General features: G+C 45.0%; 20 protein-coding genes. 7 read left to right on the top strand and 13 right to left on the bottom strand.

The features are described 5' to 3' along the window. Positions 1 to 22 precede the first annotated feature (22 nt). The gene (locus CWO27_RS07065; RefSeq protein ID WP_107898760.1) at positions 23 to 2,353 is read right to left on the bottom strand and encodes a DNA internalization-related competence protein ComEC/Rec2; all 2,331 of its coding nucleotides are present in this window, start codon (positions 2,351 to 2,353) and stop codon (positions 23 to 25) included. Positions 2,354 to 2,370: 17 nt separating this feature from the next. Here CWO27_RS07065 and CWO27_RS07060 point away from each other — a divergent pair, with 17 nt between their 5' ends. Beyond that, positions 2,371 to 2,883, top strand: coding sequence for a DUF2062 domain-containing protein (locus CWO27_RS07060; RefSeq protein ID WP_048658288.1), 513 nt, complete (start codon positions 2,371 to 2,373; stop codon positions 2,881 to 2,883). Between the two features lie 192 nt (positions 2,884 to 3,075). Here CWO27_RS07060 and lolE read toward each other — a convergent pair whose 3' ends face one another. Genes lolE through lolC form a run of 3 tightly spaced genes read right to left on the bottom strand, consistent with a single transcriptional unit; the run spans position 3,076 to position 6,214 of the window. Then, positions 3,076 to 4,320 carry a lipoprotein-releasing ABC transporter permease subunit LolE gene (gene lolE, locus CWO27_RS07055; protein ID WP_107898759.1) on the bottom strand — a complete coding sequence of 415 codons (1,245 nt, stop codon included), beginning with the start codon at positions 4,318 to 4,320 and terminating at the stop codon, positions 3,076 to 3,078. After that, positions 4,321 to 5,013 (bottom strand): lipoprotein-releasing ABC transporter ATP-binding protein LolD, encoded by a 693-nt coding sequence (lolD, locus tag CWO27_RS07050; protein WP_107898758.1) that lies wholly within the window; start codon positions 5,011 to 5,013, stop codon positions 4,321 to 4,323. It abuts the gene before it with no gap. Then, the gene (gene lolC / locus CWO27_RS07045) at positions 5,006 to 6,214 is read right to left on the bottom strand and encodes a lipoprotein-releasing ABC transporter permease subunit LolC (protein ID WP_102478377.1); all 1,209 of its coding nucleotides are present in this window, start codon (positions 6,212 to 6,214) and stop codon (positions 5,006 to 5,008) included. Before lolC ends, lolD begins: the two co-directional genes overlap by 8 nt. 227 nt (positions 6,215 to 6,441) lie before the next feature. On the opposite strand from lolC, the gene CWO27_RS07040 reads away from it, so the two are divergent. The 4 genes from CWO27_RS07040 (at position 6,442) to CWO27_RS07025 (ending at position 12,002) form a co-directional block, all read left to right on the top strand. Next, positions 6,442 to 7,011, top strand: a complete 570-nt coding sequence (locus CWO27_RS07040) for a hypothetical protein (protein ID WP_048658284.1) — start codon at positions 6,442 to 6,444, stop codon at positions 7,009 to 7,011. A 6-nt stretch (positions 7,012 to 7,017) separates the two neighbouring features. Further along, the gene (gene mfd, locus CWO27_RS07035) at positions 7,018 to 10,479 is read left to right on the top strand and encodes a transcription-repair coupling factor (protein WP_107898757.1); all 3,462 of its coding nucleotides are present in this window, start codon (positions 7,018 to 7,020) and stop codon (positions 10,477 to 10,479) included. 62 nt (positions 10,480 to 10,541) lie between these two features. After that, complete coding sequence (locus tag CWO27_RS07030) at positions 10,542 to 11,309, top strand: peptidoglycan binding protein CsiV (RefSeq protein WP_086712213.1); 768 nt, start codon at positions 10,542 to 10,544, stop codon at positions 11,307 to 11,309. Between the two features lie 147 nt (positions 11,310 to 11,456). After that, positions 11,457 to 12,002 (top strand): GNAT family N-acetyltransferase, encoded by a 546-nt coding sequence (locus tag CWO27_RS07025; RefSeq protein WP_048658281.1) that lies wholly within the window; start codon positions 11,457 to 11,459, stop codon positions 12,000 to 12,002. Between the two features lie 110 nt (positions 12,003 to 12,112). On the opposite strand, the gene CWO27_RS07020 is transcribed toward CWO27_RS07025, so the two are convergent. The 7 genes from CWO27_RS07020 to hinT all read right to left on the bottom strand — a co-directional run bounded on the left by CWO27_RS07020 (position 12,113) and on the right by hinT (position 18,697). Continuing rightward, the gene (locus CWO27_RS07020; RefSeq protein WP_048658280.1) at positions 12,113 to 13,402 is read right to left on the bottom strand and encodes an NAD(P)/FAD-dependent oxidoreductase; all 1,290 of its coding nucleotides are present in this window, start codon (positions 13,400 to 13,402) and stop codon (positions 12,113 to 12,115) included. 509 nt (positions 13,403 to 13,911) lie between these two features. After that, positions 13,912 to 14,451, bottom strand: a complete 540-nt coding sequence (gene ycfP, locus CWO27_RS07015; protein WP_048658279.1) for an alpha/beta hydrolase YcfP — start codon at positions 14,449 to 14,451, stop codon at positions 13,912 to 13,914. A gap of 108 nt (positions 14,452 to 14,559) precedes the next feature. Beyond that, a complete protein-coding gene (locus CWO27_RS07010) occupies positions 14,560 to 15,414 on the bottom strand; it encodes a phosphotransferase (RefSeq protein ID WP_102432606.1) in 855 nt (284 codons plus the stop codon). Between the two features lie 184 nt (positions 15,415 to 15,598). After that, positions 15,599 to 16,189 (bottom strand): penicillin-binding protein activator LpoB, encoded by a 591-nt coding sequence (gene lpoB / locus CWO27_RS07005; RefSeq protein ID WP_048658277.1) that lies wholly within the window; start codon positions 16,187 to 16,189, stop codon positions 15,599 to 15,601. A gap of 86 nt (positions 16,190 to 16,275) precedes the next feature. Further along, positions 16,276 to 16,659 carry a YcfL family protein gene (locus tag CWO27_RS07000; protein ID WP_107898756.1) on the bottom strand — a complete coding sequence of 128 codons (384 nt, stop codon included), beginning with the start codon at positions 16,657 to 16,659 and terminating at the stop codon, positions 16,276 to 16,278. Beyond that, complete coding sequence (locus tag CWO27_RS06995; RefSeq protein WP_102478373.1) at positions 16,659 to 18,050, bottom strand: COG3014 family protein; 1,392 nt, start codon at positions 18,048 to 18,050, stop codon at positions 16,659 to 16,661. The genes CWO27_RS07000 and CWO27_RS06995 overlap by 1 nt, the downstream gene beginning before the upstream one ends. Before the next feature lie 296 nt (positions 18,051 to 18,346). After that, positions 18,347 to 18,697, bottom strand: coding sequence for a purine nucleoside phosphoramidase (gene hinT, locus CWO27_RS06990; RefSeq protein ID WP_004736268.1), 351 nt, complete (start codon positions 18,695 to 18,697; stop codon positions 18,347 to 18,349). Positions 18,698 to 18,974: 277 nt separating this feature from the next. On the opposite strand from hinT, the gene CWO27_RS06985 reads away from it, so the two are divergent. Together CWO27_RS06985 and CWO27_RS06980 are read left to right on the top strand one after the other, a co-directional pair. Continuing rightward, complete coding sequence (locus CWO27_RS06985; RefSeq protein WP_048658275.1) at positions 18,975 to 20,966, top strand: methyl-accepting chemotaxis protein; 1,992 nt, start codon at positions 18,975 to 18,977, stop codon at positions 20,964 to 20,966. A gap of 197 nt (positions 20,967 to 21,163) precedes the next feature. Next, on the top strand, positions 21,164 to 22,330 hold the full coding sequence (locus CWO27_RS06980; RefSeq protein WP_048609362.1) for a DUF1887 family protein: 1,167 nt from the start codon (positions 21,164 to 21,166) through the stop codon (positions 22,328 to 22,330). Between the two features lie 197 nt (positions 22,331 to 22,527). Here the strand turns inward: CWO27_RS06980 and udp are convergent, their stop codons facing one another. Together udp and CWO27_RS06970 are read right to left on the bottom strand one after the other, a co-directional pair. After that, a complete protein-coding gene (udp, locus tag CWO27_RS06975; protein WP_017632176.1) occupies positions 22,528 to 23,286 on the bottom strand; it encodes a uridine phosphorylase in 759 nt (252 codons plus the stop codon). Positions 23,287 to 23,599: 313 nt separating this feature from the next. Next, a complete protein-coding gene (locus CWO27_RS06970; protein WP_107898755.1) occupies positions 23,600 to 25,957 on the bottom strand; it encodes a zinc/cadmium/mercury/lead-transporting ATPase in 2,358 nt (785 codons plus the stop codon). Positions 25,958 to 26,065 lie beyond the last annotated feature (108 nt).

Raw genomic sequence — 26,065 nt, 5'->3', positions numbered from 1 at the left:
TAATTTTCTCACAATAATCTATCTATTCTACTCCCTTACGAAGCATCTGCCTATACCACTGCCCGCCTTGTTGTTCTCTAATCGCATGATATTGCCAACCTTCTTTGCTAAGAGTGATGGTTATTTGTCCGCTGTCTCCAGTATCTAGCCAAGTACTCCCCGCTTCCTGATAGCGTTCAACAACAGACGCACTTGGCATTCCCCACTGATTTCCTTTGGCTAGAGAAGCTATCGCCAGCTGAGGTGACACGGCCTCAATAAACGACTTAATCGATGACGAATCACTGCCATGATGCGGAACCAACATGACATTACTCCTAAGCCGTTCACCTTCACGGGCAAGTAACCACTCACTTACTAGTTCAACATCGCCAGTGAGCAACATCGAGAAATCTGTATTTGAGTCTGATATCTTGACCACGCACGAATGTGGGTTGTACGCCCTCTTCACTTGCTTGGGAGGCCATAACACTTCAAAAACAATACCTTGCCAGTTCCAAACCTCACCAAGAGTACATGCTTGAATATTAGGCAGAGCTGGAGTGGTAGATTGGGGTTGTTGATTAATATTCTGACTGGTTCTTATCCACTTAGGGTTGTAGTTTTCAAGCAACGCCGGATAACCACCAGCATGGTCAGAATCGAAATGACTCACAATCACGCCTTCTAATTCATGAATCCCCCGCTGATTCAAAGTAGGAATCAACAAAGACTCAACAACCGAGCCTCCTGGCCACGCATTGCCAAGATCATAAACAACAATCTGATTGTTCTTTTCCAACACTAAAGACAACCCGTGTCCAACATCCAATATATCGATGGTTAGCTTTTCTTGCTGGGGTTTGCTGAATTCCCACCACAGCACAAACAGCGCAATTAGCAATATCGATAGTGCTTGCTTGAGGTATCGACCAACAAAGCCGAAAAACAAAATAAGGAATACAAATAACTCAATTGTATGATTATCGACTTGAATCCAAAATCGCTCAGAGAAAGGAAGGCTATATACGAGAGGCTCAAGCGACAAGTCGACCAACTTCCACAGTTGGCTAACAAAACCATTCTCTATCACTCCGAGTTCAAGCGTACTAGACACTGACTCCGATATTAAGCTAAGAAACATTGCCAGAAACAACAGCGGGATCGTCACCATCGATACCCAAGGCAAAAGAAGTAAATTGTAGAAAACAGAGACTAAACTGACCCCTTTGAAAAACAGCATGGAAAACGGCGCGATCAGGAGTGTAAGTATCAGTTGGATCTTAATGAGCAACAATACTCGATCGAAAAATGTAGAGACTGAAGATGAAGGCTGACAATTTAAAGCGATATATAGAACGGCGCCCAATGCACCAAAGGACAACCAAAGACTGCTCGACAAGACTGAAAACGGCCAAATCAGCAGAACCACGCACAGACTTAAAGCGACATACCGAAGCAAACTGATATTCTGCCCACGCCACAAAAAATAACTGGCGATGACGCACATCACTAAAGCTCTTAAAGTTGGCAGCGTGAACCCAGCAAACCAACTATAGAAATAGGCCAAACCGAGCCCGAACATCGTAGGAAGCCAAAGATATGAAGGTGAAAGTAACCTGAATATCTTGCCTAACTGATAACCGAAACCAAAGGCAATCCCGATATGGAGTCCCGAGATAGCCATCAAATGAATTAAGCCACTACTTTTAAGTAAATCCCACCGCTGAGGATGAATGAGCTCCCGATACCCAAAGCTTAAAGCCATAATGAGGTCTTGGTTTGTCAGCCGACTTAACCTTTCAAGGCTGGTTTCAAACCATTGGGCTCGCAAGTTGGTGCTAGAGTGTATTCGATATTTGGTATCGGCCCTGTAAGTTGCATTGGCAACCACGCCTGCACTAAACAAGTACTTTTCTAAATCAAAGCCTGCTTCATTGAGTTTGCCCCATACAGGCTTTATGGACACAGATAAATTGACATCATCTCCAAGCGTTAACTTAAAAGGGGTGAATAAACGCAATTTTATCAATTGAGGAGAGATTAATTTTTCGCCGCTAATTGATCTGGCTACTATTACGCTTTCAAAACCGTGGCTATTTTCACTAAAAAGACTAACAACCGAAGCATTTATGGTAGTATTCTGCCCTGATTGGAATAAGCGACTCGTTTGTATTTCAATCGCATTCCCTAGGCAGATAACTAGTATCAATGCTGTTACTGGACCTCTTGCACTCCGGAAAACGCTATACTTTGTTGATGCTAGCAGTAGCAACAGCATCAATGGTGCCCAAACCCAATGTGGCATCACAGGCCAGAAGCTGGCAGACACAACTGTCGCAGCAAATGAAATCAAGAACCAAGTGTTAAACAAGAGAGTAGCTTCCTCCTATGCCAAGAAAGTTTATCAAACGATTTATGCCTGACCATGAGTTAATCAAGCGTCAGAAAGCATTGAAAGTTTTTGGCAATGTTTTGTACAACCCCAACTTATGGTGCCTTAATCGTCGCTCTGCGGCTGGCGCGTTCGCTGTTGGGTTATTCATGGCGTTTGTCCCTCTACCAAGTCAAATGATTATGTCTGCAGGCCTTGCCGTCGCATGTGGCGTTAATCTGCCTCTGGCTGTCGCACTTGTTTGGATCAGTAACCCGGTCACCATGCCCGTTCTCTTCTACTTTGCTTATAAAGTCGGGGCGTTTGTTATGCATGTTCCGCCGCAAGCCTTTCACTTCGAATTGTCTTGGGACTTCATCTTGGCGCAGATGAGCACCATTGGGCCTCCGTTCTTATTGGGTTGTCTGATTTGTGGGGTGGTTTCAGCAATGACTGGCTACTTTGGTATTCGCGGTTTATGGCGTTACTCAGTAGTAAGAAGTTGGAAAAAGCGACAAGCAAGGTACTGAACGACCGTTCCTTGTCATTCAATCTAACCTTGTATGCGCTTCACTTAAAATGCACACAAGTTAAAATCAGATGAGCCGCTGACCTCTGCAAGATTGGCATGTAACGAAAGTCGTAAAGAACACGAATTGAATTCAATAAAAAAGGATCCCATTGGGATCCTTTTTTGTATCTACTAGAGAACTGACTGCTGATTATTTAGAACTAAGCACCGAGGCCGGATTTAACTTCGCCGCTCGTGATGCTGGATACCATGTCGCCAGCAAACTCAACACAATCGCAGTACCGGACACAACAACAACATCCGTCATATCCAACTGTGATGGCAAAAAGTCGACAAAGTAAATGTCACCGGACAAGAACTGGTGATCGACAAGCTTTTCAAGCCCTTTAATAAGCGTAGTGAGGTTAAGTGCCACCAACACACCTATCGCACTCCCCACTAAACTGCCTAACACACCTGAGAATACGCCCTGCCAAACAAAGATGCGCTTCACTAGACCATCTGATGCACCCATGGTTCTTAAGATCGCGATCTCTGATGCTCTGTCTTTCACTGCCATCATTAAAGTCGAGACAATATTGAAACAAGCGACGCCAATAACCAGTACCATCACCAGATACATGATGGTGCGAACCAATTGGATATCTCGATACAAGAAGCCAAACTTCTGTTGCCAGCTTCGTAGATACACGTACACATCAAGCTGATTGCCCACTTCGCGCACAATAGAGTTCGCGTTCAGCACATCGGTCACTTTTAAAGAGACTCCAGTCACCGCTTCACCTAAGTTTGCGTAGACTTGAGCATCACCAATAGGGATTAGAGCCAAGCTGTGGTCTATCTGACCATTAAGCGTCAGCAAACCCACCACTTTCACTCGAACACGTTTTGGCGCCTGAACCTTCACAGAACCATTCACCGTTGGAATCATCAAAGTCAGATAATCACCGACTTTAGCGCCAAGCACATCTGCTACACCTGAGCCCAAGATGATCTGTTGTTGCCCCGACTTAAATTCACTCCAAGCTTGTTTGTCGATGAAGTTAGACAAGCTCGAGACTTCTTGCTCACGCTTAGGGTCAACGCCGCGCACTTCGATCGCTTTCAACTCTTTGCCCTTTTCAGCAAGCGCTGTAATTTTCACATAAGGCGCAGCTGCCATAACCTTGTCGTGTTTTTCGGACTGTTCGATCACATGTTCCCAGCGAGTTACTGGCTCGTTCACGCCCTCAAACTCACCGTGTGGAATAACAGAAAGCACGCGTGATTCAAGCTCACGCTCAAAACCATTCATGGCCGACAGGCCAATAATGATCACGGCGACACCAACCGCAATGCCGATTGTCGAAGACAAAGAGATGAACGACACCATCTTGTCTCGCTGTTTCGCTCGGCTAAATCGACCGCCTATCAATAGAGATAAAGAAGAAAACACTTAGCTCTCCTCTTTTTCTACGTTAACCAACAAGCCATCTTGCATGTGCAATTGACGGTCCATTTTGGCTGCGAGTTCGCCATCATGGGTCACCACTAAAAAGGCGGTATCGTATTCACGGTTGAGCTCACGCATTAAGTCATAAATTGACAATGCGGTATTGTGGTCAAGGTTACCAGTCGGCTCATCAGCTAAAACTAAAGCAGGTTTGTTTACCAATGCACGAGCAATTGCCACACGCTGTCTTTCACCACCAGAAAGTTCTGAAGGTCGGTGATCAACACGGTGGCTTAACCCAACTTTATCAAGTAACAGTTGAGCTTCTTGTTTTGCTTTCACAGGTTTCTCGCCGCCAATAAGTAACGGCATAGCTACGTTTTCTAGTGCAGAAAAATCAGAAAGAAGGTGGTGGAATTGATAAACAAAACCGAGATGTTGATTGCGAAGCTTCGCTTGCTTATTTGAACTCAAAGATGCTAAGTCCTGACCAAGAAAACTCACACTGCCTGCAGAGGCATCATCAAGCGCGCCTAAGATATGTAGTAAGGTACTTTTGCCCGAGCCAGAGGTGCCGATGATTGCTACTAGCTCACCCTTTTCGATTTCAAAGCTGACTCCCTTGAGCACCTCTGTATCTAACGAGCCTTCACGGTACGTTTTACGGATATCATTACATTGAAGAAAATTACTCATAACGAAGGGCCTCAGCAGGTTTCACAGACGATGCACGATAAGAAGGGAATACAGTGGCAATCAAGCTAAGTGCGATAGCCAGAACCACAACAACGGCGATTTGAATTGGGTTAATTAAAATTGGTAGTTGGCCACCAAATGAGAATAGAGCAACCCCCATCGCCTCTAAAATAGTATTAAGGTTCATTGCTAGGGCAACGCCCAATACTCCACCAGAGAGCGCCCCAATCACGCCACTACTTGCACCTTGAACCATAAAAATTCCCATGACTTGACCATCGGTCATGCCTTGTGTTTTAAGAATCGCGACTTCAGACTGCTTCTCCATCACCACCATAATAAGCGCGGAAATAATATTAAATGCAGCAACACCGATGATAAGACCAAGCATCAAGCCCATCATATTCTTTTCCATGCGCACCGCTTGAAACAGCTCGCCACGTTGGTCTCGCCAATCACTCCACAACCAACCTTCAGGTAATGGTTGAGTCGATAACTCTGCGACTTCAAACGGGTCTTCAAAAAATAGTCTCCAGCCTGAAATGGTATCTGATTTGTAGCGCATCAAACGCCCAGCATCTTTAATATCTGTCACCATCAATTGAGCATCGATATCAGAGCCAGTATTAAAAATACCAGCAACAGTGAAATTTCGTTGGCTTGGAATACGACCTAATGGTGTGTATTGGCTAGCGCTGGTCACCATCAGGCGAACTTTGTCACCCATAGATACCTTCAAATTTCTCGCCAAGGTATGACCAAGAAATAGCTGATACTGACCCGCTTTAAGTGAAGACAATCGACCTGCAATTAAGTGGTTCTGAAGAGGGTCATCTGAATTAGGCTCAATGCCGATTAACAGCCCTGCAGATAACTGAGCCGGACTCTGAATTACTGCCTCACTGCGAACAATCGGCTCAACGTGACCATTAAGAGACATTTGCTCTGCAAAATTAGGCGCTTTAGCAGAAAGAGAGGTGGTGCCGCCTTGCTCATAAACCACGGCCTGAGGAAGAACACCAAGAATTCGGTCTTTTAACTGCGCTTCGAATCCATTCATTACCGATAAAACAGTAACCAAAGACAGCACACCAATGGTGATACCTGCCGTCGACATATAAGAAACAAAACGGCTAAAGCGATCACCTGAACGGCCTTTCAAATAGCGTAGGCCAACAAACAACGAAATAGGATGAAACATACTTTGAACCATCTAAAGGGGATGCGGGTTAATGTAACGGGTATTGCTGTTACTGTGTAGGGGTTAATTGAAAATATAGAGTGAATTAACTCAATTAGTTAGGCTTGAAAAACAGAACCTTGTCAAATTGCCAAATTTCAAACAACTATTTGAGACTTTCAATTAACTGACCTTGATTACTGCGGCCACATAGCGATAATCAATAGATCACTTCAAGGAACTAACGCATGACAGAACAAGAGTTTTTCACCGTTCACCATAGCCTTACCGCTAATATTGAACCAATGGACAGCGGCTTCACTTTACCCTCTCAAATTCAATTCGAATCTGAGATCCCAGCACCATTTGTGGTGGCAAGTGAATTTAGCCAATTGGATCTGTTAGCTGACAGTGCTCGCGCTGAACTGAAAAACAGCGACTTGAAGAATGTCACCAGTTTATTGGATGCACAAAACTCAAAATTAAACCTCTTGTTGAGCTTTATGTTATCGCAGCAAGATGATGAGAAATTTCGTACTCACACCTATTCATTTGGTGCGAGTCAGTTTTCCTGCTTTTCAAAAGTAGACATCGAACCGGGTCGCTTAGTAAAAGCCAAACTTTTCCTAGAGCACCCAGCAGCAGCCATTTATTGCTACGCAGAAGTATTTGCTAGCGAAGCGAAAGACTCAGGTTTCGAAATCAAATTTAAATACGCTCATCTTCGCGATACCGACCAAGACCTGCTAATTAAAGCGGCACTTCATCAACAACAGAAACTCTTGCGTCAACGCTCTCTAGACCGAGATAACAAGTAAATTAACATGACCAAAAAATCCATATTTACACTACCTAAACTTAAAGGTGCCGGTGACAAAAAGCATATCGGTAACCTAGTCGGTTCGTCTCTCGCTTTGGCCATTGCTAAACTCGCAGAGCAGCACAACAGCCATACCGTACTTGCAGTGCCAGACCCACAAGTCGCACTTAAGCTACAATCTGAAATTGAACAGTTTACGGCACATGAAGTCGCACTATTCCCAGACTGGGAAACACTGCCTTACGACAGCTTTTCGCCGCACCAAGAGATCATCTCAGATCGTATCGCACGCCTTTATGCTTTGCCGACATTAAAAGACGGCATCACGATCGTTCCGATCAGCACGTTATTGCAACGCCAGTCACCGCGCGACTTTTTGCTGCAGCACACTCTAATGGTGAAAACGGGCGATCTCTACTCGCTTGAGAAACTGCGCTTGCAGCTTGAAAAGTCAGGCTATCGTTACGTTGATCAAGTGTTTGGCCCAGGTGAATACGCAAGCCGTGGTTCTATTCTCGACCTATTCCCAATGGGCAGTAAAGACCCATATCGTATAGACTTCTTTGATGATGAAATCGATACGATTCGTACCTTCGATCCTGAGAATCAACGCTCTATCGAAGATATCTCCGAGATTCGCCTTCTACCTGCTCATGAGTTTCCAACCTCGGAAACAGCGATTGAAGATTTCCGTATTCGTTGGCGCCAACAGTTTGATGCCCGCCGCGAACCAGAATCGGTTTATATGCAGGTTTCAAAAGGGACTTGGCCTGCTGGTATTGAGTATTGGCAACCGCTGTTCTTCGATCACACAGAAACCTTGTTTGATTACGTTGCCGATGAAGCGCAACTCTTAGTTCTTGGTGACGTAGAAACAGCTGTTGATTCGTTCCTTGCTGATGTTGCTCACAGATACGAACAGCGCGGTGTTGATCCATTACGACCACTGCTGACACCTGAACAACTATGGCTAAAGAAAGACGAGCTATTCGCACACTTCAAACAGAAGCCACAAGTCAACCTAAGCCTAGATTCGATTGAAGAGAAAGCAGGCCGCACTAACTTACCGGTCGTGACATTGCCTGACCTCAGTGTTCAGCATCAGAATAAAGAGCCACTCGCAAACCTAAGAAAGTTCACTGAAGCCTTCGAAGGCAAAGTGGTTTTTTCAGTTGAGTCTGAAGGTCGCCGTGAGGCTCTGAGTGAGTTGCTTCGAGGAATAAAAGTTCGTCCAAGCGAAGTTGAAAACCTCGACGAAGCGATTAAAGGCAAAGATAAGTTCAGCCTGATCCTTGGCTCTGCTGAACACGGTTTTATCCATGAAGAGCACAACATCGCCCTTATCTGTGAAAGCGACTTACTTGGCGATCGTGTTGTTCAGCGTCGTAAGAAAGATAAGAAAAGCGTTAATAGCGATACCGTAATTCGCCACTTGGCAGAGCTTAAACCGGGTCAGCCTGTTGTGCACATTGACCACGGTATTGGTCGTTACATCGGCTTGCAAACACTCGAAGCCGGCGGCATGAAAACCGAATACGTAACGCTTGAGTATCAAAACGATGCCAAGCTCTACGTGCCAGTTGCGTCTTTGAACTTAATCGGGCGTTACTCTGGTGGCGCTGAAGATTCTGCACCACTGCATAAACTCGGTGGCGAAGCGTGGCAAAAAGCTCGTAAACGCGCCGCAGAGAAAGTCCGTGATGTTGCAGCGGAGCTACTTGATGTTTACGCTAAGCGTGAGCTGAAACCTGGCTACAAATTTGTGCTCGACCGTGGCCAATACGCGACTTTCAAGTCTGGTTTCCCATTCGAAGAAACCGATGACCAAGCTATGGCCATCAATGCAGTGATGTCTGACATGTGCCAAGCAAAAGCCATGGACCGTTTGGTGTGTGGTGATGTTGGATTTGGTAAAACCGAAGTCGCGATGCGCGCAGCGTTTGTGTGTACCGATAACAGCAAACAAGTGGCGGTTTTAGTCCCTACTACCCTACTTGCGCAGCAACACTTCGAAAATTTCCGCGACCGTTTCGCCAACTTGCCGATTCGTGTCGAGGTTCTATCCCGATTCAAATCAGCTAAAGAGCAGAAGTTGATCATGCAAGATGTCGCCGAGGGTAAGGTCGACATCTTGGTGGGGACTCATAAGCTTCTTTCTAGCGATATTAAGTTTAAAGACCTTGGCTTGCTGGTTGTCGATGAAGAACACCGCTTCGGTGTACGTCAGAAAGAGAAAGTGAAAGCAATGCGTGCGGATGTCGACATCCTAACGCTCACTGCTACACCAATCCCGCGAACGCTGAACATGGCAATGAGTGGTATGCGTGATTTGTCTATCATCGCAACACCACCCGCACGACGCTTGGCAATTAAAACCTTCGTTCGCGAAAGTGATGATGCGATCGTCAGAGAAGCGGTGCTGCGTGAAATTATGCGTGGTGGGCAGGTTTACTTCCTGCACAACCAAGTCGACACGATTGAGAAAACAGCAGAGTCACTACAGAAGCTGATTCCAGAAGCGCGCGTTACCGTGGCTCATGGCCAGATGCGAGAGCGCGAACTGGAACGCATCATGAATGACTTCTACCACCAGCGCTTTAACTTGTTGGTGTGTACAACCATCATCGAAACCGGTATCGATGTACCAACAGCTAATACTATCTTGATGGACAGAGCCGATAACCTTGGTTTAGCTCAGCTTCACCAATTGCGTGGTCGTGTGGGCCGTTCTCACCACCAAGCTTATGCCTACTTGCTAACACCTCCCCCGAAAGCAATGACCAAAGACGCGGTCAAACGATTGGACGCCATAGCTTCACTTGAAGACTTAGGTGCAGGCTTTACGCTAGCAACCCATGACTTAGAGATTCGTGGTGCTGGTGAGCTATTAGGCGATGAGCAAAGTGGTCAAATCCAGTCGGTTGGTTTCACCTTGTACATGGAGATGCTTGAGCAAGCAGTAGAAGCATTGAAAGAAGGTAGAGAGCCTTCACTTGATGATCTATTGCGTGAACAAACTGAAATTGAGATGCGTCTGCCTGCACTATTGCCAGACGACTATATTCCAGACATCAACACGCGTTTATCAACATACAAGCGTATTGCGAGCGTGAGTGACACGGATGAACTTGCAGAGCTAAAAGTCGAGCTTATCGACCGCTTCGGTATTCTTCCTGATGCAACCAAGAACTTATTATCGGTTTCCGAGCTTAAATTAGCGGCGGCATCTATCAAAGCCAAGAAAATTGAAGCGCACGATAAAGGCGGATTTATCGAATTCTACCCGGATGCTGACATAAACCCGAACTACCTTGTTAAACTGTTGCAATCTCAACCGCAAAAGTTTTCAATGGAAGGACCAACTAAGTTCAAGTTTACGATACCATTGGTCGACAGACGGAAACGAATTCAATTTGTTAGTGATTTATTGGGCGAATTCAGACAAAACTTGCTGCCTTCAGCATAAGACCCAACCCACTGCACATATAAATTATCCAGCCGATAGTTCGGCTGGAAGACGGAGTAAAAATGAAAAGACTGATCCCACTGCTACTATTGTTCGTCTCACTGCCAAGTTTGGCACAGAGACAATTTGATATAGAAGTGATCATTTTTAAGCGCGCTGTTGATGCAGAAAAAGTAAATGAATCTTGGCCAAACACACAGCCTAAGATTTCACTTGAGCGCGTTGGTTCATTTCAAGATACCCAGTACCGAGCGAAGAAAGGCGTGCAGATGCTTCCTTACTCGGAATACAAGTTAACGCCTCAGAAGGACAAGCTACGCAAACACGCAGGCTTTGAAGTTCTGATGCATACTGCTTGGCGTCAAGGTGACCAAGGTAAAAGTTCAGCACCTGTTTTCCACATTCAAGCAGGTAAAGACTTCTCTAAACAGTTTAATGCCGACGGCTCTGAGAAAGGTGCTGTCACTGCATCAAACCCAGATGGCTTCCAAGAAGAGACTATTGATAAACCGCTTTACGAATTAGACGGCAAGCTACAGATCTACGTACAGCACTATCTATATGCTGAAACGACTCTGGATTTAAAAGCGCCAAGCGTTCGTGAAGTGACGCTGCAAGAACAGCAAATCGAGCTAGACTCGCCAGTAAGTGGTGCAGAGAGCAATGTTCAGGTGGGTAACCTTACTGAGATCTCTCCGACCGTTGAAGTGCAAGAGTTCCTTAAAAGCTACCGCATGGACCAAAAACGTCGCATGCGCAGTACAGAGACTCACTACCTAGACCACCCGCTTCTTGGCATGGTGATTCAAGTACGTCGCGTCGCTCAATAAACCACGTAATCAGTCTTCAGCTAGCAGCTCAACTATTCTTATAGAGAGTGGAACTTGATATAAAGAATTGAAGTTGTATTAAGCATTCAATACGCCCTCCATTGTGAGGGCGTTTTATTAGCCATTACATGTTATTTGGTACGTCCTATGAGCCCAGACTTTCAGATCAATACACAAAATCTAAGCCTCAAAATCATTGAAGCCTCAGATGCTCAAGAGTTTGCTCAGCTGATCAAATCTTCACCGAGTTTATTACCTTGGGTAGATTGGTGCCACGATGAGTTTTCTATCGTCGAAGCCGAGAAGTTTATTCTAGCAACTCGCCTGAACTGGGTGAAAGCCGACGCGTTTGGTTTTGGTATTTTTGAGCGAAAAACCGATAAGCTGGTCGGAATGGTGGCGATCAATGAGCTTTATCACACCTTCAATATGGCGAGTTTAGGTTATTGGGTGAGTGATGACTTTCAAAGGAGAGGAATAGCCAAAGAAGCGATGCTGGCCTTGTTTGAATTTTGCTTTGCGCAACTGAAGTTAACGCGCTTGGAGATTGTCTGCGATACCGAGAACCTACCAAGCCAAAAGCTGATAGAGAAGTGTGGCGCTGAGCGAGAAACCATTGCCAAGAATCGATTTCTGTTTAACGGTAAACCGAAAGATGGCGTGGTTTATTCTGTGCTACCTCCAACCTCTTAACTACTTCAATTAGCTGCAACCAGCGATAGTACTCAATCAACACGATCAAAAAAGAGCTCCGAAGAGCTCTTTTTTATTATCAGCGAAATGCCCTTATAAGGCTTAGCTGATTAGTGAAGCTTTAGGTTTGGACGAAGTACACGGTTAATACGACCAACCAGCATCATCAGTGATGTTTTGATTAAGCCGTGAAGCGCCATTTGGTGCATGCGGTACAAAGAGATGTAAACCACACGAGCAATACGACCTTCAACCATCATCGAACCTTTAGTTAGGTTACCCATCAAGCTACCTACGGTAGAGAAACGGCTTAACGAAACCAGTGAGCCTTTATCTTTGTAGATGTAGTCTTTTAGGTCACGACCGTTCAGCTTAGCAATGATGTTGCTGAATGCACAGCTTGCCATTTGGTGAGCCGCTTGTGCACGTGGTGGAACAAATGAACCATCTGCTTGGGTACATTGTGCCAAGTCACCGATAGCAAAGATGTTGTCATCCAGTGTTGTTTGCAGCGTGTTTTTCACAACCAACTGGTTGATACGGTTGGTTTCAAGACCACCGATATCTTTCATGAAGTCTGGTGCTTTGATACCTGCTGCCCATACCATGATTTGTGCTGGGATCTTGTCGCCATCTTTGGTTGTTAGGCCGTCAGAGTCCGCCTGAGTCACCATAGTATTAGTACGAACATTCACACCAAGCTTCGTTAGCTCAGAGTGTGCTGCGCTTGAAATACGAGGAGGTAGAGCCGGAAGAATACGCTCACCCGCTTCAACTAGGTTCACGTTCAGCTTGCTTGAATCTAGATCACCGAAGCCGTAAGTACGAAGCTCTTTTACTGCGTTATGTAGCTCTGCAGAAAGCTCAACACCTGTTGCACCCGCGCCAACAATCGCGATGTCTACCGTACCTTGACCGTTCTTAGCGTGAAGCTTTAAGAACTGGTTATTCATTTCAGTACGGAAACGGTGCGCTTGTTCTGGGCTATCAAGGAAAATACAGTTGTCACGAACACCTGGAGTGTTGAAGTCGTTCGACGTTGAACCTAGTGCCATAACAAGAATGTCGTATTCAAGTTCACGACTTGGCATCAGCAATTCGCCGTGCTCATCTTTCAGTTCGCTCAGTGCAATCACTTTACGTTCACGATCGATGTCGTTCAGGCTGCCCATTTGGAAGTCGAAGTAATGGTTTTTTGCATGTGCGCGGTAGCTTAATGCATCAACACCTTCATCCAGTGAGCCAGTTGCTACTTCATGAAGTAATGGTTTCCATAGGTGGCTTGCTTTACGGTCTACCAGAGTGATCTGGGCACGCTTCTTACGACCTAAAGTTCGGCCTAGCTTAGTTGCTAGCTCTAAACCACCAGCACCGCCGCCTACTACGATAATTTTTGTCACAATGACAATCCTCTACAAAATGAATAAATGGGGTTCGGCTCGATTACTCCAACCGATAAATTCTATGTATCTACTCGGCCTTGTTGATAAGGCTGTGACATATTGGATAACCGCGAAAAAGAATAACGACAGCTCACCGAGTAGTTAGAGGGATAACAAACAACAAACATTCGTTTGTCGCTTTGCTCACATGGATAAAAAAGGCGTCTAGCTGAGAGATAGAACGCAAATTATGGGCAAGTTTTTCACTCGCTCTCAATTTTTTTTGATATTTGTCAAAATATTTTGCTTAAGAACATTATATATAGCAAAAAGATGACCGCAACAAAAATCCTTACCCACAATGAGGATTCGCGGCTAATTAGTTAACGTTTGCGCAAACTTATCTATAAATGCACAAACCGACCGATAAAACATATACAACTGTTTTATCAATACCAATATCTAAGATTCAGATGTGAAAAAGCAGCACCCAAATGAGTGCTGCTTTTATAAAATAACCGGAGTAATTAAGCGTTCTTAAACGCTTTCATTGCCTGAAGATGTTGAGAGATTTTTTTGAATTTATGACTCTCTTTCTCGTCCCAGATTACGTCGTAGTAATCTTCGAGTGCAGCGGCTGTTTTGCTATTGTCGTGAATTTCATCTTCACGAGAAAGCACCACTAAACAGCGACCTTTGTTCTTCATACGGTACTGCTCAACACACTTGGTCGCAATATCTTCGTACTCTTCAGGACGGTCAATTCGACCTACCATGTTGTTTTCAGGTTGCAAGTTTGGATTGAAAATCACCTGCTTAATACCACACAAGAAACCAATGCGCTCAGACCAGAAACCACCTAAACCTACACCACAAATAATTGGATGCGGATCATCTGATTGCTCTATCACTTTATGCACTTCTTTTAGCAAATGCTGCATATCGTGTTTTGGATGCAAAGTACTGTAGTTGATGAAACGAACGTCATCATCAATGAATTGCAACTGCAGTATTTTTTCGTGATTGCCCGGGCTTGTTGAGTCGAAGCCATGTAGATAGATAATCATTGTACCTCCCCCGTTGAATATTGGTACGTTTTGATCAATCTAACACGAAAAACAAGGTTTTAAAGGTAACAGCTGAGAAATTATATTTTTCACTTCCTAAACGTGATCCTAGCTACATAAAGTGTGACTCAGAGCCTCTGCTTCCTGCAAATAACTTTCATCGCCCCAAAGCTGATGAGCAAGTAAATACCAAAGCATCGCCATCATTTGGCTTCTTGGTAACCACGCTGCTACACCATCTAGCCAAGGCTGAACATCATGGATACCTCGCAGCTGACAGTACTTCTCAACCGCTTCAGTAGCCGGCACTCCAGTAACCGCAATGGTCAAGGTTAAATCGAGTCTAGGGTCTGCTAGCGCAGCGTATTCCCAGTCGATAATCTTAATACCGTCACTGTTTCTCACCAGGTTATAACCACCTAAATCAAAATGGCACAAAGACAGGTCGACATTGGTAACACTCGGAGCCACGCGCCACTCTTGATAAACCTTAGTGCAGGCTTCGGTCTTATGAATCGCATCAAGCTGCAGCCAATAGTGGTCGACTCGCGCTGTGAAACTGAATGGTTGCAGTGGTAATCGCGCAGTATTGACCAGATGCACAGAGATCAGCGTTTTCAACAGGTCATCGAGCTCTAGATCTTCGTAAAGTGTCTCACCTGCAATCCACTCAACCAATAAACCCTGCTCATTCACCACCACTGGGCTTGGCCCGATGCCGAGACGCTCAATTGCCGACAACACTTGGTACTCTTCATGACGAGAGATGAAGAAGGCTTTAGTGATAGCTGTGGTTGGCCGCCAAACATACGCAGTGCCATCGACATCAACCAATTTCCAACATCGATTGGTCAAACCGCCTGTTAATGTCTGAGCTCTAACTGGAGGCTCAGAAAAGTAACCATCAAGCGAACTCAGACTGGTATCAAGAAGCTTAGCCTCAGACCAAGAAAAAATTGCCATTGCTCATTCCCTATAAACGTCTTCATTTCCCTACAAAAAAGACACTGACCAAAAGCCAGTGTCTCTTCATAAACAGCACATCATGCACTGCATTGGCGTGTGACCAAGCTATATGTGGCCAAACTATGCGCAGCCAAGACTAGCGCTGTCAAAACTGGCTGCGTTAGTTGGCAAGTAAGCGAAATTAAAGGCCTAGAAGGCTCTTAGATTGTTGCTTACGGATTTCAGTCTCGTCAGCCCACTCAATCAAGCCAGACTCAAGATCCATTAGGCGCATCGTCATTTTGTAGTATACGTCTTCATCGCTACCCGCTTTCTTAACGATGCTTGATAGGTTGCCGTACAACATATACTGAGCGCCCACCATTTTACCAAACTGAATCGCTGAACTTTGGTTTACAAGCTCATCGTTGTTTTGGAAGTTCAGTTGATCACGAACAGACTCAACACGATCCATATCAACGAAACGGAACTTACCAGAATTCAACATTTTAGTACTGATTGTGTCAGTGATTGACTCAGTATCGATGTGCTCACTTGTTTTGTTCTTGATTCGCTCAACGAACACGATTGGACGCTGTTCACGAGTAATGTAAGCCACTGAACCAGACGCCATCATGCTATCGACCATTTCACCCGCAATCGTTTGAAGGTCAGTTGAACCGAAATCGATTGTCGTGGTTTCTACTGCTTGTGCATCACCGTAGCTTACCTTGTTCGAACAACCGCCTAAAATAACCGCTAAACCTAGTAGCGCAATGACACTCTTTTTCATTTTGTTTCCTCAACTTATCACTGAGTGGGGTTACCCACACTCTTAAATTCTTATATTTACGAACCATTAGATCCGTTTTATCTAACTTACTGCTCTCGGAACTGAACTCTAAACTGAGTCGCTTTCGGGTTTACCGACACTTCCGACAACGAAATACTTTCAAAGCCACGCACAATCGCTTGCTTCCAAGGGCCTTGCTTTAGGTTGACCTCAAGGCCGGCATCGTCGTACCAGTAAAAACGATAAAGGATATGTTGATCGCCTTTATAGTTACTGTTTAAACGAACGATTCCTCGCGTATGACCGTCGACTAAATCAGTGCGGATATCTTCAACCTGTAAGCGGCTGCCCAATACATTGTCACCAAAGAAAACGTTCTGAGTCAGACTATCGACCCTTACACCAGCTGTATTATCAGCACAACCAGACAGAGCCATAACCGCTGCTAAGCTCACTAACCACTTTTTCATTACAGCCTCCCTAGCTGTTTATGCCACATTGTTGCGTTGTTTCCTTGTCGAGAAATCCACACCAAGGTGGTCTGCCCCTCTCGAATATCAAAGTCATACGTTTTAGCGCCAGCCTCCAACGTATATTGACCACTGTTTGCTACAAACGTGCTGCTCTTAATCTCTGCTGGTAAAGATTGCCAACTGCGAGTGTCTGGTTGCTCTGTCAGTGTGTTCCACACGTTGAACAGAATATTACCGACATCATCGCCTTTGGTGGCTTCTTTACGAATGCGATCTTTCGCAACCACACGTAGCGCTTGGCGAATAACAATGCTCGTCATACGCTCAGATAAATCGTTTTGAGCCATTGCATTTACATCGGTAATCAAATGCTCTTGTAGCGGCTGCCCACTGATTCGCAATGCAGAAAAACGCTCTACGTTTTGGCTCGGGTAATATGGCAGCGCAAGAGAGTATATCGCTCCCTGATCGCGACTGTCATAAACAGGTAAATCTAGTCGCCAACTGTCCATAGCTTGCACAGCGCTCTGTTCTTGAAGAACAATTACTCTCCCTTCACCTACATTAAGTTTAGAAGACTGCTTATAACGTTTTTCTAGTGTCGCTAAATCTTGTCGCATCCCTAAACGAGCGGCTGTCGCCATGGTTCTGTCGATGATTTCTTGGTTATCTGGCATCACAGCCAAAGCACGACGATAATCAACATAAGCGCTGTTTAGATCATTCGAAGCTTCATAAAGCAGACCAGACAAGAACATCAGATATGCATTCTGTACCGACTGCAGTTTTTTACCCGCATCTGGGTAGTTGGCAAGGATGCTACCGACATTGGCAGACAAACCTTGCTTCTTCGCATCGTTAGCTGCCCGGTCTAACTCAGCTTCGCGTTGCTTCTTCGCTTGCTCTTGCACTTGGTTGGCGCGACGCATTTCGATCACCGCACCTTCTAAATCATTTTTCTTGAGGTAATTTAAACCGAGATAGAGATGAAGAAAGCCCAACTCATAATCGGCTGGCACATACTCGGTAATATTGTCATTCACAGCCAACGCACCCACGCTGGTTGCACTGTCTGAGATTGAGATTACGGCTTTTCGTTGCTGCTCAGTAACCGCCTGATCAGCCACTTCAAACGAAGACTTACTCTCAGGATATTTTTGATCCAGCAGGTTAATTCTGCCTCTTTCAAAGTTATCAAGGATGTCGCCTGCCGCGTAATCTGGTAGCTCTTGCTGAGCCTCTGAATAATCTCCAGATTTAACGGCTTGGTAGATCGCTTTGTTTTGTGCGCTGTAATGACTAAATAGGCTTCCTGCAGAAATACTCGCACAACCTACGGTCAACGCCGATAACAGGGCAATTGAAGCGAATCTAAACTGTTGCTTCACTTATCGTCTCCGTGCATGTTTAAAATGCCAACTTTGTTAGGGTCTGCTGACCTTTCGTGGTCTCATTATCAAAACGAAACGTATTGTAAAAAGGATCTCAAGCCAGTTGAAACCCTACTGATTTAGCCTCTGCCTAGGCGATGCCGATATTCAGACAACAGATAGAACTTAAAGTTGGCATACAAACTACAAATTTTCCAACTAACTACTAGTGTTAACCCGCTAATGATCTCGTTTAAACTAGCTCATTAACTTTCAGTAACTCGTTAGCTTTTCATTAGCTCATTAACTTTTTATTAGCTCATTAATAGCGGACCAAGTGGACGGCCACCAACCAAGTGCATGTGAATATGATAAACCTCTTGGCCACCGTGAGAGTTGCAGTTCACGATAAGACGATAGCCATCTTCTGCGATGCCTTCTTCTTTTGCTAACTTCCGAGCAACGGTAAACATGCGGCCCATCATCGCTTCATCTTCGACTTCAACATCGTTAGTTGTTGGAATCAACTTGTTAGGGATTATTAGGATATGGCTTGGCGCGCGAGGGTTAATATCACGAAATGCGGTTACTAAATCGTCTTGGTATAGTAGATCTGCAGGGATTTCTTTATTGATGATCTTACTAAAAATGGTTTCTTCAGCCATGTTTCTCTCCGATAAAACATTTATTTTTTAATGCTTTGAGTATGCGCTATGCCGCATCAAACCACAATAAATCTGCTTTAAAGCATAATAAAAAACACCGTTCAAATCAAAGAAAACGAGCCTCAGCTCTCAAGAATGGCATGTTGGTTATAACTGAGGGTTATTTTTGACGTGTGCGTCATAAAATGCGCAAGCGGAGCTCAATAGAATGCTGATAATTTTGTTAGTTTTACTTTGACCTGACATTAGGTCAGCATTTTTATTTAGGGAGAAAGCCATGAAGGGATCTGTGATCAAGCGTATGTACGCTGGTTTCGCACTGATCATCATCATGTTCGCAGTCACGATAACCATCATGATGAACAGCATGAATCAGATACACAGCAATTTTGAGAGTGTCTCAGAAACCTCATTACCACTTGTCGCGCTTTCAAATCAAACAAGTGTGCAATTGCTCTCTGCTGATAAGTCATTCAAAGATTTCTTAACCACACAAAACGCTGAACGCATGTCTGCAATGCGTACAGAGTTTGCTGCATCACAAAACTCGTTTTCTGAAGTGCTAGGTAACTTAGAAGCAGCAAGCCAAAACAATGTTTCGCTCACCGAACGTATCGCCCAATTAAGAGCGATGGAAGAGCGCTACTTCGCCGAAGCAGACGAAGCGATGAACAACTACGTCGCTATGTTTGAAGCACAAGAACAAGTACAAAAAGCGTCTCGCGATTTCCAACGCTTACATTCAGAATTAACCGTTGGCATGAAAGAGTACGTAGCCGACCAAAAAAGCATCTCTGTAAAAGTAATGGCAAAAAGCTACTTCATTAAACTGCAAGACGCAGAAGTCATTACCTCTGATGCACTTGCTAGCTCTGATGTAGCCTTCGTTCAAAAAGCCGTTAACCAAAATAAAAAGGCCGTTACTCACCTTAACTACGCTTATCGTGGCCTATCAACACAACTACCAGCACTTAAAAATGTCTTTGATGAATCAGTTCAAAAGTTCACCAAAGATGTTGGTCAGAAAGGCGGTGTCTTGGACAAACACAACAACTACTTGAAAGCGAAAGAAGCTCTGTATATCAACATTGCAAACCTAGCCGTAGAAGTAGACCAAGCAATGGCAGTGCTAGATTCATTCAACGTGACCGCTGAAGAGCAACTGAACTCGTCGTTAGCTGACGCAAGCAGCATCTACGACAAAGGCCTATTCAATGCGATCGCAATTGGCATCATTGTGACCGTATTCGCTGCAGCGATTGGTTACCACATAGCACATAGCGTAAGAGAGCCATTAACTCGCATTCTCGGGACATTAGAAGGCCTGACTCAAGGCGATATGACTCAACGTATCGATATTCGCTACGACAACGAATTCAGCCGTGTGAGTCGCCACATCAACACCTTGGCGGACAACTTGCACAATATCCTTGTGAAGCTGAATGATGCTTCAGATGACTTAACCAAGACAGCAAGCGTAAACCAAAAGACTTCTTCTGAAACGCAAGCTCAGCTGAACAGCCAACGTGAACAAACGGCAACTGTCGCGACCGCAATGACAGAGATGTCTCATTCTGTACAAGAAGTAGCAAACAGCGCGCAAAGCTCACTCACCATGGTTCAACAAGTAGAATCGGCTTCTGAGTCTGGTCGTCAGATCATGAACACCAACATTAGCACTATCAATCAGCTTGAGGTTCGCCTTACTGAGTCTGTGGGTGCTGTGGGCGAGCTACAACAAATGAGTAGTCAGATTGGTTCAATCCTTGACGTTATTCGTGGCATTGCTGAACAGACCAACCTACTTGCACTTAATGCGGCAATCGAAGCAGCGCGTGCTGGCGAGCAAGGTCGTGGTTTTGCAGTTGTTGCCGATGAAGTACGAGTGCTAGCGCAAAAGACCACTCAATCAACGTCAGAAATCGAAACCATGATCAGCAACCTGCAATCAAGCTCGAAAACAGCAAGTAACGTGATTGAAAGTTGTATGAGCGACATGGACATGTCAGTCCAACAAGCTTCAAGTGCAAACAGTGCGATGGAAGAGATCCAAGCCTTGATTCTAGAGATTAGCCACATGAGCACACATATCTCTCAAGCAGCCGCAGAGCAGAGTGAAACGTCTGGCGATATCGCGCGTAATATCGAAGACATCAACCACATCGCAGATAAGAGTTACCAAGCGATGTCATCAATTGCAGAAGCCAGCCAAAACCTAACGATTCTGGCAAATCAGCAAGGTGATTTAGTACATCAATTCAAACTATAGATAAATGAAGAATCGATAGATATTTAGTGAGATTGTTGAGACTTCATACCCAATAGTGGTAACTAATTGAGCTAGGGCAACTTTTATCAAGGGTTGCCCTTGTTTTTTATGAGCTTTGTCATTATATGATTATTAAGGCTTGCTGCTTCCCGTTTTTTCTTTCACCTTTATGAGCGAGCCGCTATTAAGGAATTTATATGGCTGTTCATGTTGGCATTATCGATCAAGACCCTATTCGCTTGCTCACCCCTTTACTTGATAACCGAACGGTCAGCACTCACATCGTGTTTATCGGCGACAAGAATCAAGTCAGTATGTACAAACGTTTAGACAGCGTTTTACAGAAGCGCGACATTACCAGTGAGTTTTTCGAAATTCCGACCATCGTAAACACATCTGTAATCAAAGAATCTATCCAAACTCTTGCCGAAGACCTCAAAGCTCGCGGTCAAGAAGTGAAGCTCAACGCTAGTTGTGGCCTGCGTCACCGCCTACTTTCGGTGTACGAAGTATTCCGTACTTACCACTGGCCAATCTTCGTGGTTGAACCAAACAGTGACAAGCTGTGCTGGTTGTACCCGAACGGAAAAGAAGACGCACAAGTTCAAGACCGCATTACTATCGACGACTACCTAACGGTATTTGGGGCTCGTGGCGAGTTCAGCGATGTTCAGCTATCTCCGCAACTTGATCAGAAACTTTATGAACTGGGTGAACGTTGGGCAAGTAACGCGTTAGAATTGGGCCCAGGCCTTGCGACATTAAACTACCTTGCAACGACCTGCCGTAAAGAACAGAAGCTTGATGTTGGTCTCTCTGAGAAGCAACAAGGTTACCGTGAACTGAACATGCTGTTGAGCGATTTAGTTGAAGCGAAGATTGCGACTTACGACAATGGTATTTTAACTTTTGCTAATGAAGACGCACGCCGCTTCTCAAACGGTGAATGGCTGGAGACTCTGGTTCACAGCACAGTGAAACAAATCCAAGATGACATGCCGACCATTCAAGATCGTTCTTTGAATGTTCAGGTATACCGTCAACTGGGTGAACGAGAAGTTCGTAACGAGCTTGATGTTGCCTCAGTGGTGAACAATAAGCTGCACATCATCGAATGTAAGACCAAAGGTATGCGTGACGATGGTGATGACACCTTGTACAAACTGGAATCGCTTAGAGACCTATTGGGTGGCCTACAAGCACGTGCAATGTTAGTGAGCTTCCGCCCTCTTCGCCATAACGACATCACACGAGCAGAAGATCTTGGCCTTGCATTGATTGGCCCTGACGAATTGAAAGATCTTAAAACACACCTAACGGCATGGTTTACGGCTGCGGGTGGTAGTGAAGATCTAGAGTACTAAAAACAAATAAACTCATGAGAGCTAAATGCTCTTAAGCAGATTGTTAAAAAGGCGAATGACGATTAAGTCACTCGCCTTTTTTGTATCTGATACTTTTTCTTGTCCACTTTCTCTGCCACATAAAAAATGGCCACATCATTCGATACGGCCATTTTCAAAATTTGCAGTCAGTTTAAGACTTAAATCTTTTTTGCAACTTAAAGCATTTTACGAGCAGCTTCTACAACTACTTTGATTGAACGCGCTTCTGTTACTTTTAGTGTGTCGTGATCAGGCGTCTCTTTTTGAGTACGGTTGATGATTACACCCGCAACACAACCTGCTTTCAGACCAGAACTTGCACACATAGTTAGCAGCGTTGCAGATTCCATCTCGAAGTTTAGAACGCCCATGTCTTGCCATTCTTGCATAGAACCTTGGAAACGCTTAACAACACGACCAGAGAACGTATCGTAACGCTCTTGACCTGGGTAGAAAGTGTCACTTGAAGCCGTTACGCCCATGTGAACTGCTGCGCCTGATTCTTCAACCGCTGCTTTCATCGCTGTTGCCACTTCGAAGTCAGCAACTGCTGGGAATTCCATTGGAGCAAAGTGCAGGCTAGCGCCGTCTAGGCGAACAGAACCTGTAGAAACAATCATGTCACCCACGTTTACGTGAGGTTGGATAGCACCAGTAGTACCAACACGTAGGAAAGTACGAACACCAAGTTGAGCAAGCTCTTCTACAGCGATAGAAGTAGATGGGCCACCGATACCTGTTGAACATACAACAACTGGCTTGCCGTCTAGCTCTGCGCGATAAAGCGTGTATTCACGGTGACTAGCAAGAAATACTGGGTTCTCCATCTCTTCTGCAATTTTTTGCACACGAGCAGGATCACCAGGGATGATCGCAAGAGTAGCACCGTTAAGATCTGCTTCAGTAACACCTAAGTGGAAAACAGCTTGAGACATAGTTCGCTCCTTTTGGCTTATTGGGCTTTTTACCCTTATTTAAGCTCATAGTAAATTCGTGGGGTACGAACACACTCTAACCAAGCTCATTACAAAATGAAGTGACGCATGTCACACGAATGATCGCAACAAGAATTCAAGTTTCACAAAAAACCGATTGGCATCACAAAAATAAGTAATCCGTATACCTATGTTGCATACTAATGAGACAAAAAGCGCCTTTAACGTATTACCGCTAAAGGCGCTTTTTAGATTAGACGCTTTCTATATTCGTCGCTTTGAATAAGACATAATCTATGTCAGAGATCTGAACTTAATCCGCCTTAGACTTGAATCGAAGCAGACGCAATGCGTTCAATGTCACCAATGCAGTTGCACCACTATCCGCTAACACTGCAACCCATAAGCCAGTAATACCTAACAAGCTTGTCACCAAGAATACGCCCTTCAAACCAAGCGCAAGGGCTACGTTTTGACGGATGTTATTCATGGTCGCTTGCGACAGTTCAATCATCGCTGGCAGCTCAGTTAAACGGTTATGAGTCAGCGCTGAATCCGCCGTTTCCAAAGCGACATCCGTACCACCACCCATCGCGATGCCGACATTCGCCGTTTTCATTGCTGGCGCATCATTGATGCCATCACCGACCATCGCCACGTGCGACTGTTGAGACAGCTCTTCAACGTAAGATACCTTGTCGCTTGGCAATAGGCTTGCCTTGTACTGCATACCAATCTTGCTACTGATCGCTGCTGCACTGCGCGGGTTATCGCCAGTCAGCATGATAGATTGAATACCCAAATCATTGAGTCGTTCAATCGCAAGCTTAGCGTCACTGCGTAACGTATCTTGCCAAGCAATCAGACCAATCACTGTCGTATTTTGCTCTTTTGATTCTTCTTGATCTTTAAGCTCAAGAGCAACCACAACCGTCTTGCCCTCGCCTTCCAATGCTTCTACCTGAGAAACCACATCGGCACCAAGATCGAACGCTATTTTAGACGGTGACAGAACCTGATACTTAACGCCATCAACATCACCTTCAACACCACTACCGATAAGTGCGATCTTGTTGTGTGATTCAGGAATCTCAATATTCAGATCTTTTACTTTAGCGACAAGTGATTGCGCCAATGGGTGAGTAGAGCCAACTTCAATTGCACCAACCACACGCAGCATCGCATCTTGTTGCCAACCCGAAAGAGGCTGAATATCCGTAACCTGAGGCTTACCTTCGGTCAGTGTGCCCGTCTTATCGAAGGCGATAGTTTGGATTTTACCAAGCTGCTCCAGTGCTGCACCGCCTTTAATTAGTGCACCACGTTTCGCTGCTGCCGCTAAACCAGAAGTAATCGCTGCTGGCGTCGAGATAACTAACGCACACGGACAAGCAATCAATAATAACGCTAGGCCACGGTATACCCATGTTTCCCAAGGTTGAGCGAACAACAGTGGTGGCGTGATAATAACGAGTAAAGCCACCACCATCATCAATGGCGTGTACCAACGACTGAACTTATCAAGGAAACGTTCCAGCGGTGCTTTACGAGACTCTGCTTCTTCAATCAAGTGAAGAATACGGTCGATTGCGTTTTCACCTTGTTTTGAAGTGATGGTTATACGAACCACTTTGTCCACGACGACGGCACCAGCCATAATGCTGTTACCTTCGGTGTGTTCAACAGGAACAGATTCACCGGTTAACGCACTTTCATCAAAGCTCGCCGCGTCTGTAATCAATTGACCGTCAGCAGGTAAACGAGAACCCGCAGCCACTTCAATCACATCACCAGGAACCAGTTCACTGACTGCTACTTCAACACGTTCACCGTTGATAATCTTAGTTGCATTTTCTGGTACCAATGCCATTAACGCTTGAACGCCACTTCTTGCTCTAGATGAAGCAAACGCTTCTAAGCGCTCACCAATCAAGAACAATAATAGAACCATCGCCGCTTCCGCGGTTTCACCCAGGTACAAAGCACCCAGTGCGGCAACACTCATTAAGGTTTCAATAGCAAACGGTGTACCTGAGCGTGCCAACTGAACCGCTTTCTTCGCCACCGGATATAAACCAAGCAAACAAGTTACCGTAAACAAGCCTTCACTTAATTGAGGAGAGGTACTTTTCAGAAGCGCAGCAAACAGCATTGCCGCTGCAATCGCGATAATCTGTAAATTAGGTTGGATATGAGCTTGCCAAAAAGTCTCAGGTTGTTGTTTTTCTTTCTTTGAACCGACTTCCGTAAGAGGGAAACCCGTTTTAATAGAGACCTGTTCAATGGTGTCGGCAAGGCTTTCATTATCGAATTTCACAACCAGCTTTTCGGTAGCAAAGAGAACCTTCGCTTGAATAACACCGTCAATATTGCTGATCGCGTTTTCTATTTTTCTTGCACAAGCTGGGCAGTCCATTCCGGCAACCAACCAACTTTTCGAAAATTGAGCGTCGAAAGATGAGGGTAAGGACTGACTGTCCTCTTCTCCACTGTCCGAACTACAACAATCATCCCCTGACGATGAAGGAGCCGCAGAAGAAGAACTACAACAGCCAGATGAAGTACCTGCTGCCGTAATGCTGGAAATTTTAGGGCTAGAGCAACCAGCTCCCACCGCTTGAGGTTGAACGTCCACTTTTGTTGAGCGGCACGCTGCATGTTTTGCGCACATAATGTATCTCCTTAATACTCAAAAGCCTTGAGGTTGTTGCTGACTCACGAGCAACAGAACCTTAAGTTCATCAAAAGTATAAACCTTGGAGGCTACTCCAAGGTCAAG

This window comes from Vibrio sp. 10N.286.51.C3 (genome assembly GCF_003050065.1).
GTDB lineage: Bacteria > Pseudomonadota > Gammaproteobacteria > Enterobacterales > Vibrionaceae > Vibrio > Vibrio crassostreae.
Note: the sequence above shows the minus strand (reverse complement) of the source record. Positions and strands in the feature narration are given on the sequence as shown.

Excerpts from the sequence above, each read along its gene's own strand:
- mfd (WP_107898757.1), top strand. The coding sequence starts at position 7,018 with ATGACCAAAAAATCCATATTTACACTACCTAAACTTAAAGGTGCCGGT.
- ycfP (WP_048658279.1), bottom strand. The coding sequence starts at position 14,451 with ATGATTATCTATCTACATGGCTTCGACTCAACAAGCCCGGGCAATCAC.
- CWO27_RS07060 (WP_048658288.1), top strand. The coding sequence starts at position 2,371 with ATGCCAAGAAAGTTTATCAAACGATTTATGCCTGACCATGAGTTAATC.
- CWO27_RS07010 (WP_102432606.1), bottom strand. The coding sequence starts at position 15,414 with ATGGCAATTTTTTCTTGGTCTGAGGCTAAGCTTCTTGATACCAGTCTG.
- CWO27_RS07025 (WP_048658281.1), top strand. The coding sequence starts at position 11,457 with ATGAGCCCAGACTTTCAGATCAATACACAAAATCTAAGCCTCAAAATC.
- udp (WP_017632176.1), bottom strand. The coding sequence starts at position 23,286 with ATGTCTCAAGCTGTTTTCCACTTAGGTGTTACTGAAGCAGATCTTAAC.
- CWO27_RS07000 (WP_107898756.1), bottom strand. The coding sequence starts at position 16,659 with ATGAAAAAGTGGTTAGTGAGCTTAGCAGCGGTTATGGCTCTGTCTGGT.
- lpoB (WP_048658277.1), bottom strand. The coding sequence starts at position 16,189 with ATGAAAAAGAGTGTCATTGCGCTACTAGGTTTAGCGGTTATTTTAGGC.
- CWO27_RS06985 (WP_048658275.1), top strand. The coding sequence starts at position 18,975 with ATGAAGGGATCTGTGATCAAGCGTATGTACGCTGGTTTCGCACTGATC.
- CWO27_RS07040 (WP_048658284.1), top strand. The coding sequence starts at position 6,442 with ATGACAGAACAAGAGTTTTTCACCGTTCACCATAGCCTTACCGCTAAT.
- CWO27_RS06980 (WP_048609362.1), top strand. The coding sequence starts at position 21,164 with ATGGCTGTTCATGTTGGCATTATCGATCAAGACCCTATTCGCTTGCTC.
- lolC (WP_102478377.1), bottom strand. The coding sequence starts at position 6,214 with ATGTTTCATCCTATTTCGTTGTTTGTTGGCCTACGCTATTTGAAAGGC.
- CWO27_RS06970 (WP_107898755.1), bottom strand. The coding sequence starts at position 25,957 with ATGTGCGCAAAACATGCAGCGTGCCGCTCAACAAAAGTGGACGTTCAA.
- lolD (WP_107898758.1), bottom strand. The coding sequence starts at position 5,013 with ATGAGTAATTTTCTTCAATGTAATGATATCCGTAAAACGTACCGTGAA.
- CWO27_RS07030 (WP_086712213.1), top strand. The coding sequence starts at position 10,542 with ATGAAAAGACTGATCCCACTGCTACTATTGTTCGTCTCACTGCCAAGT.
- hinT (WP_004736268.1), bottom strand. The coding sequence starts at position 18,697 with ATGGCTGAAGAAACCATTTTTAGTAAGATCATCAATAAAGAAATCCCT.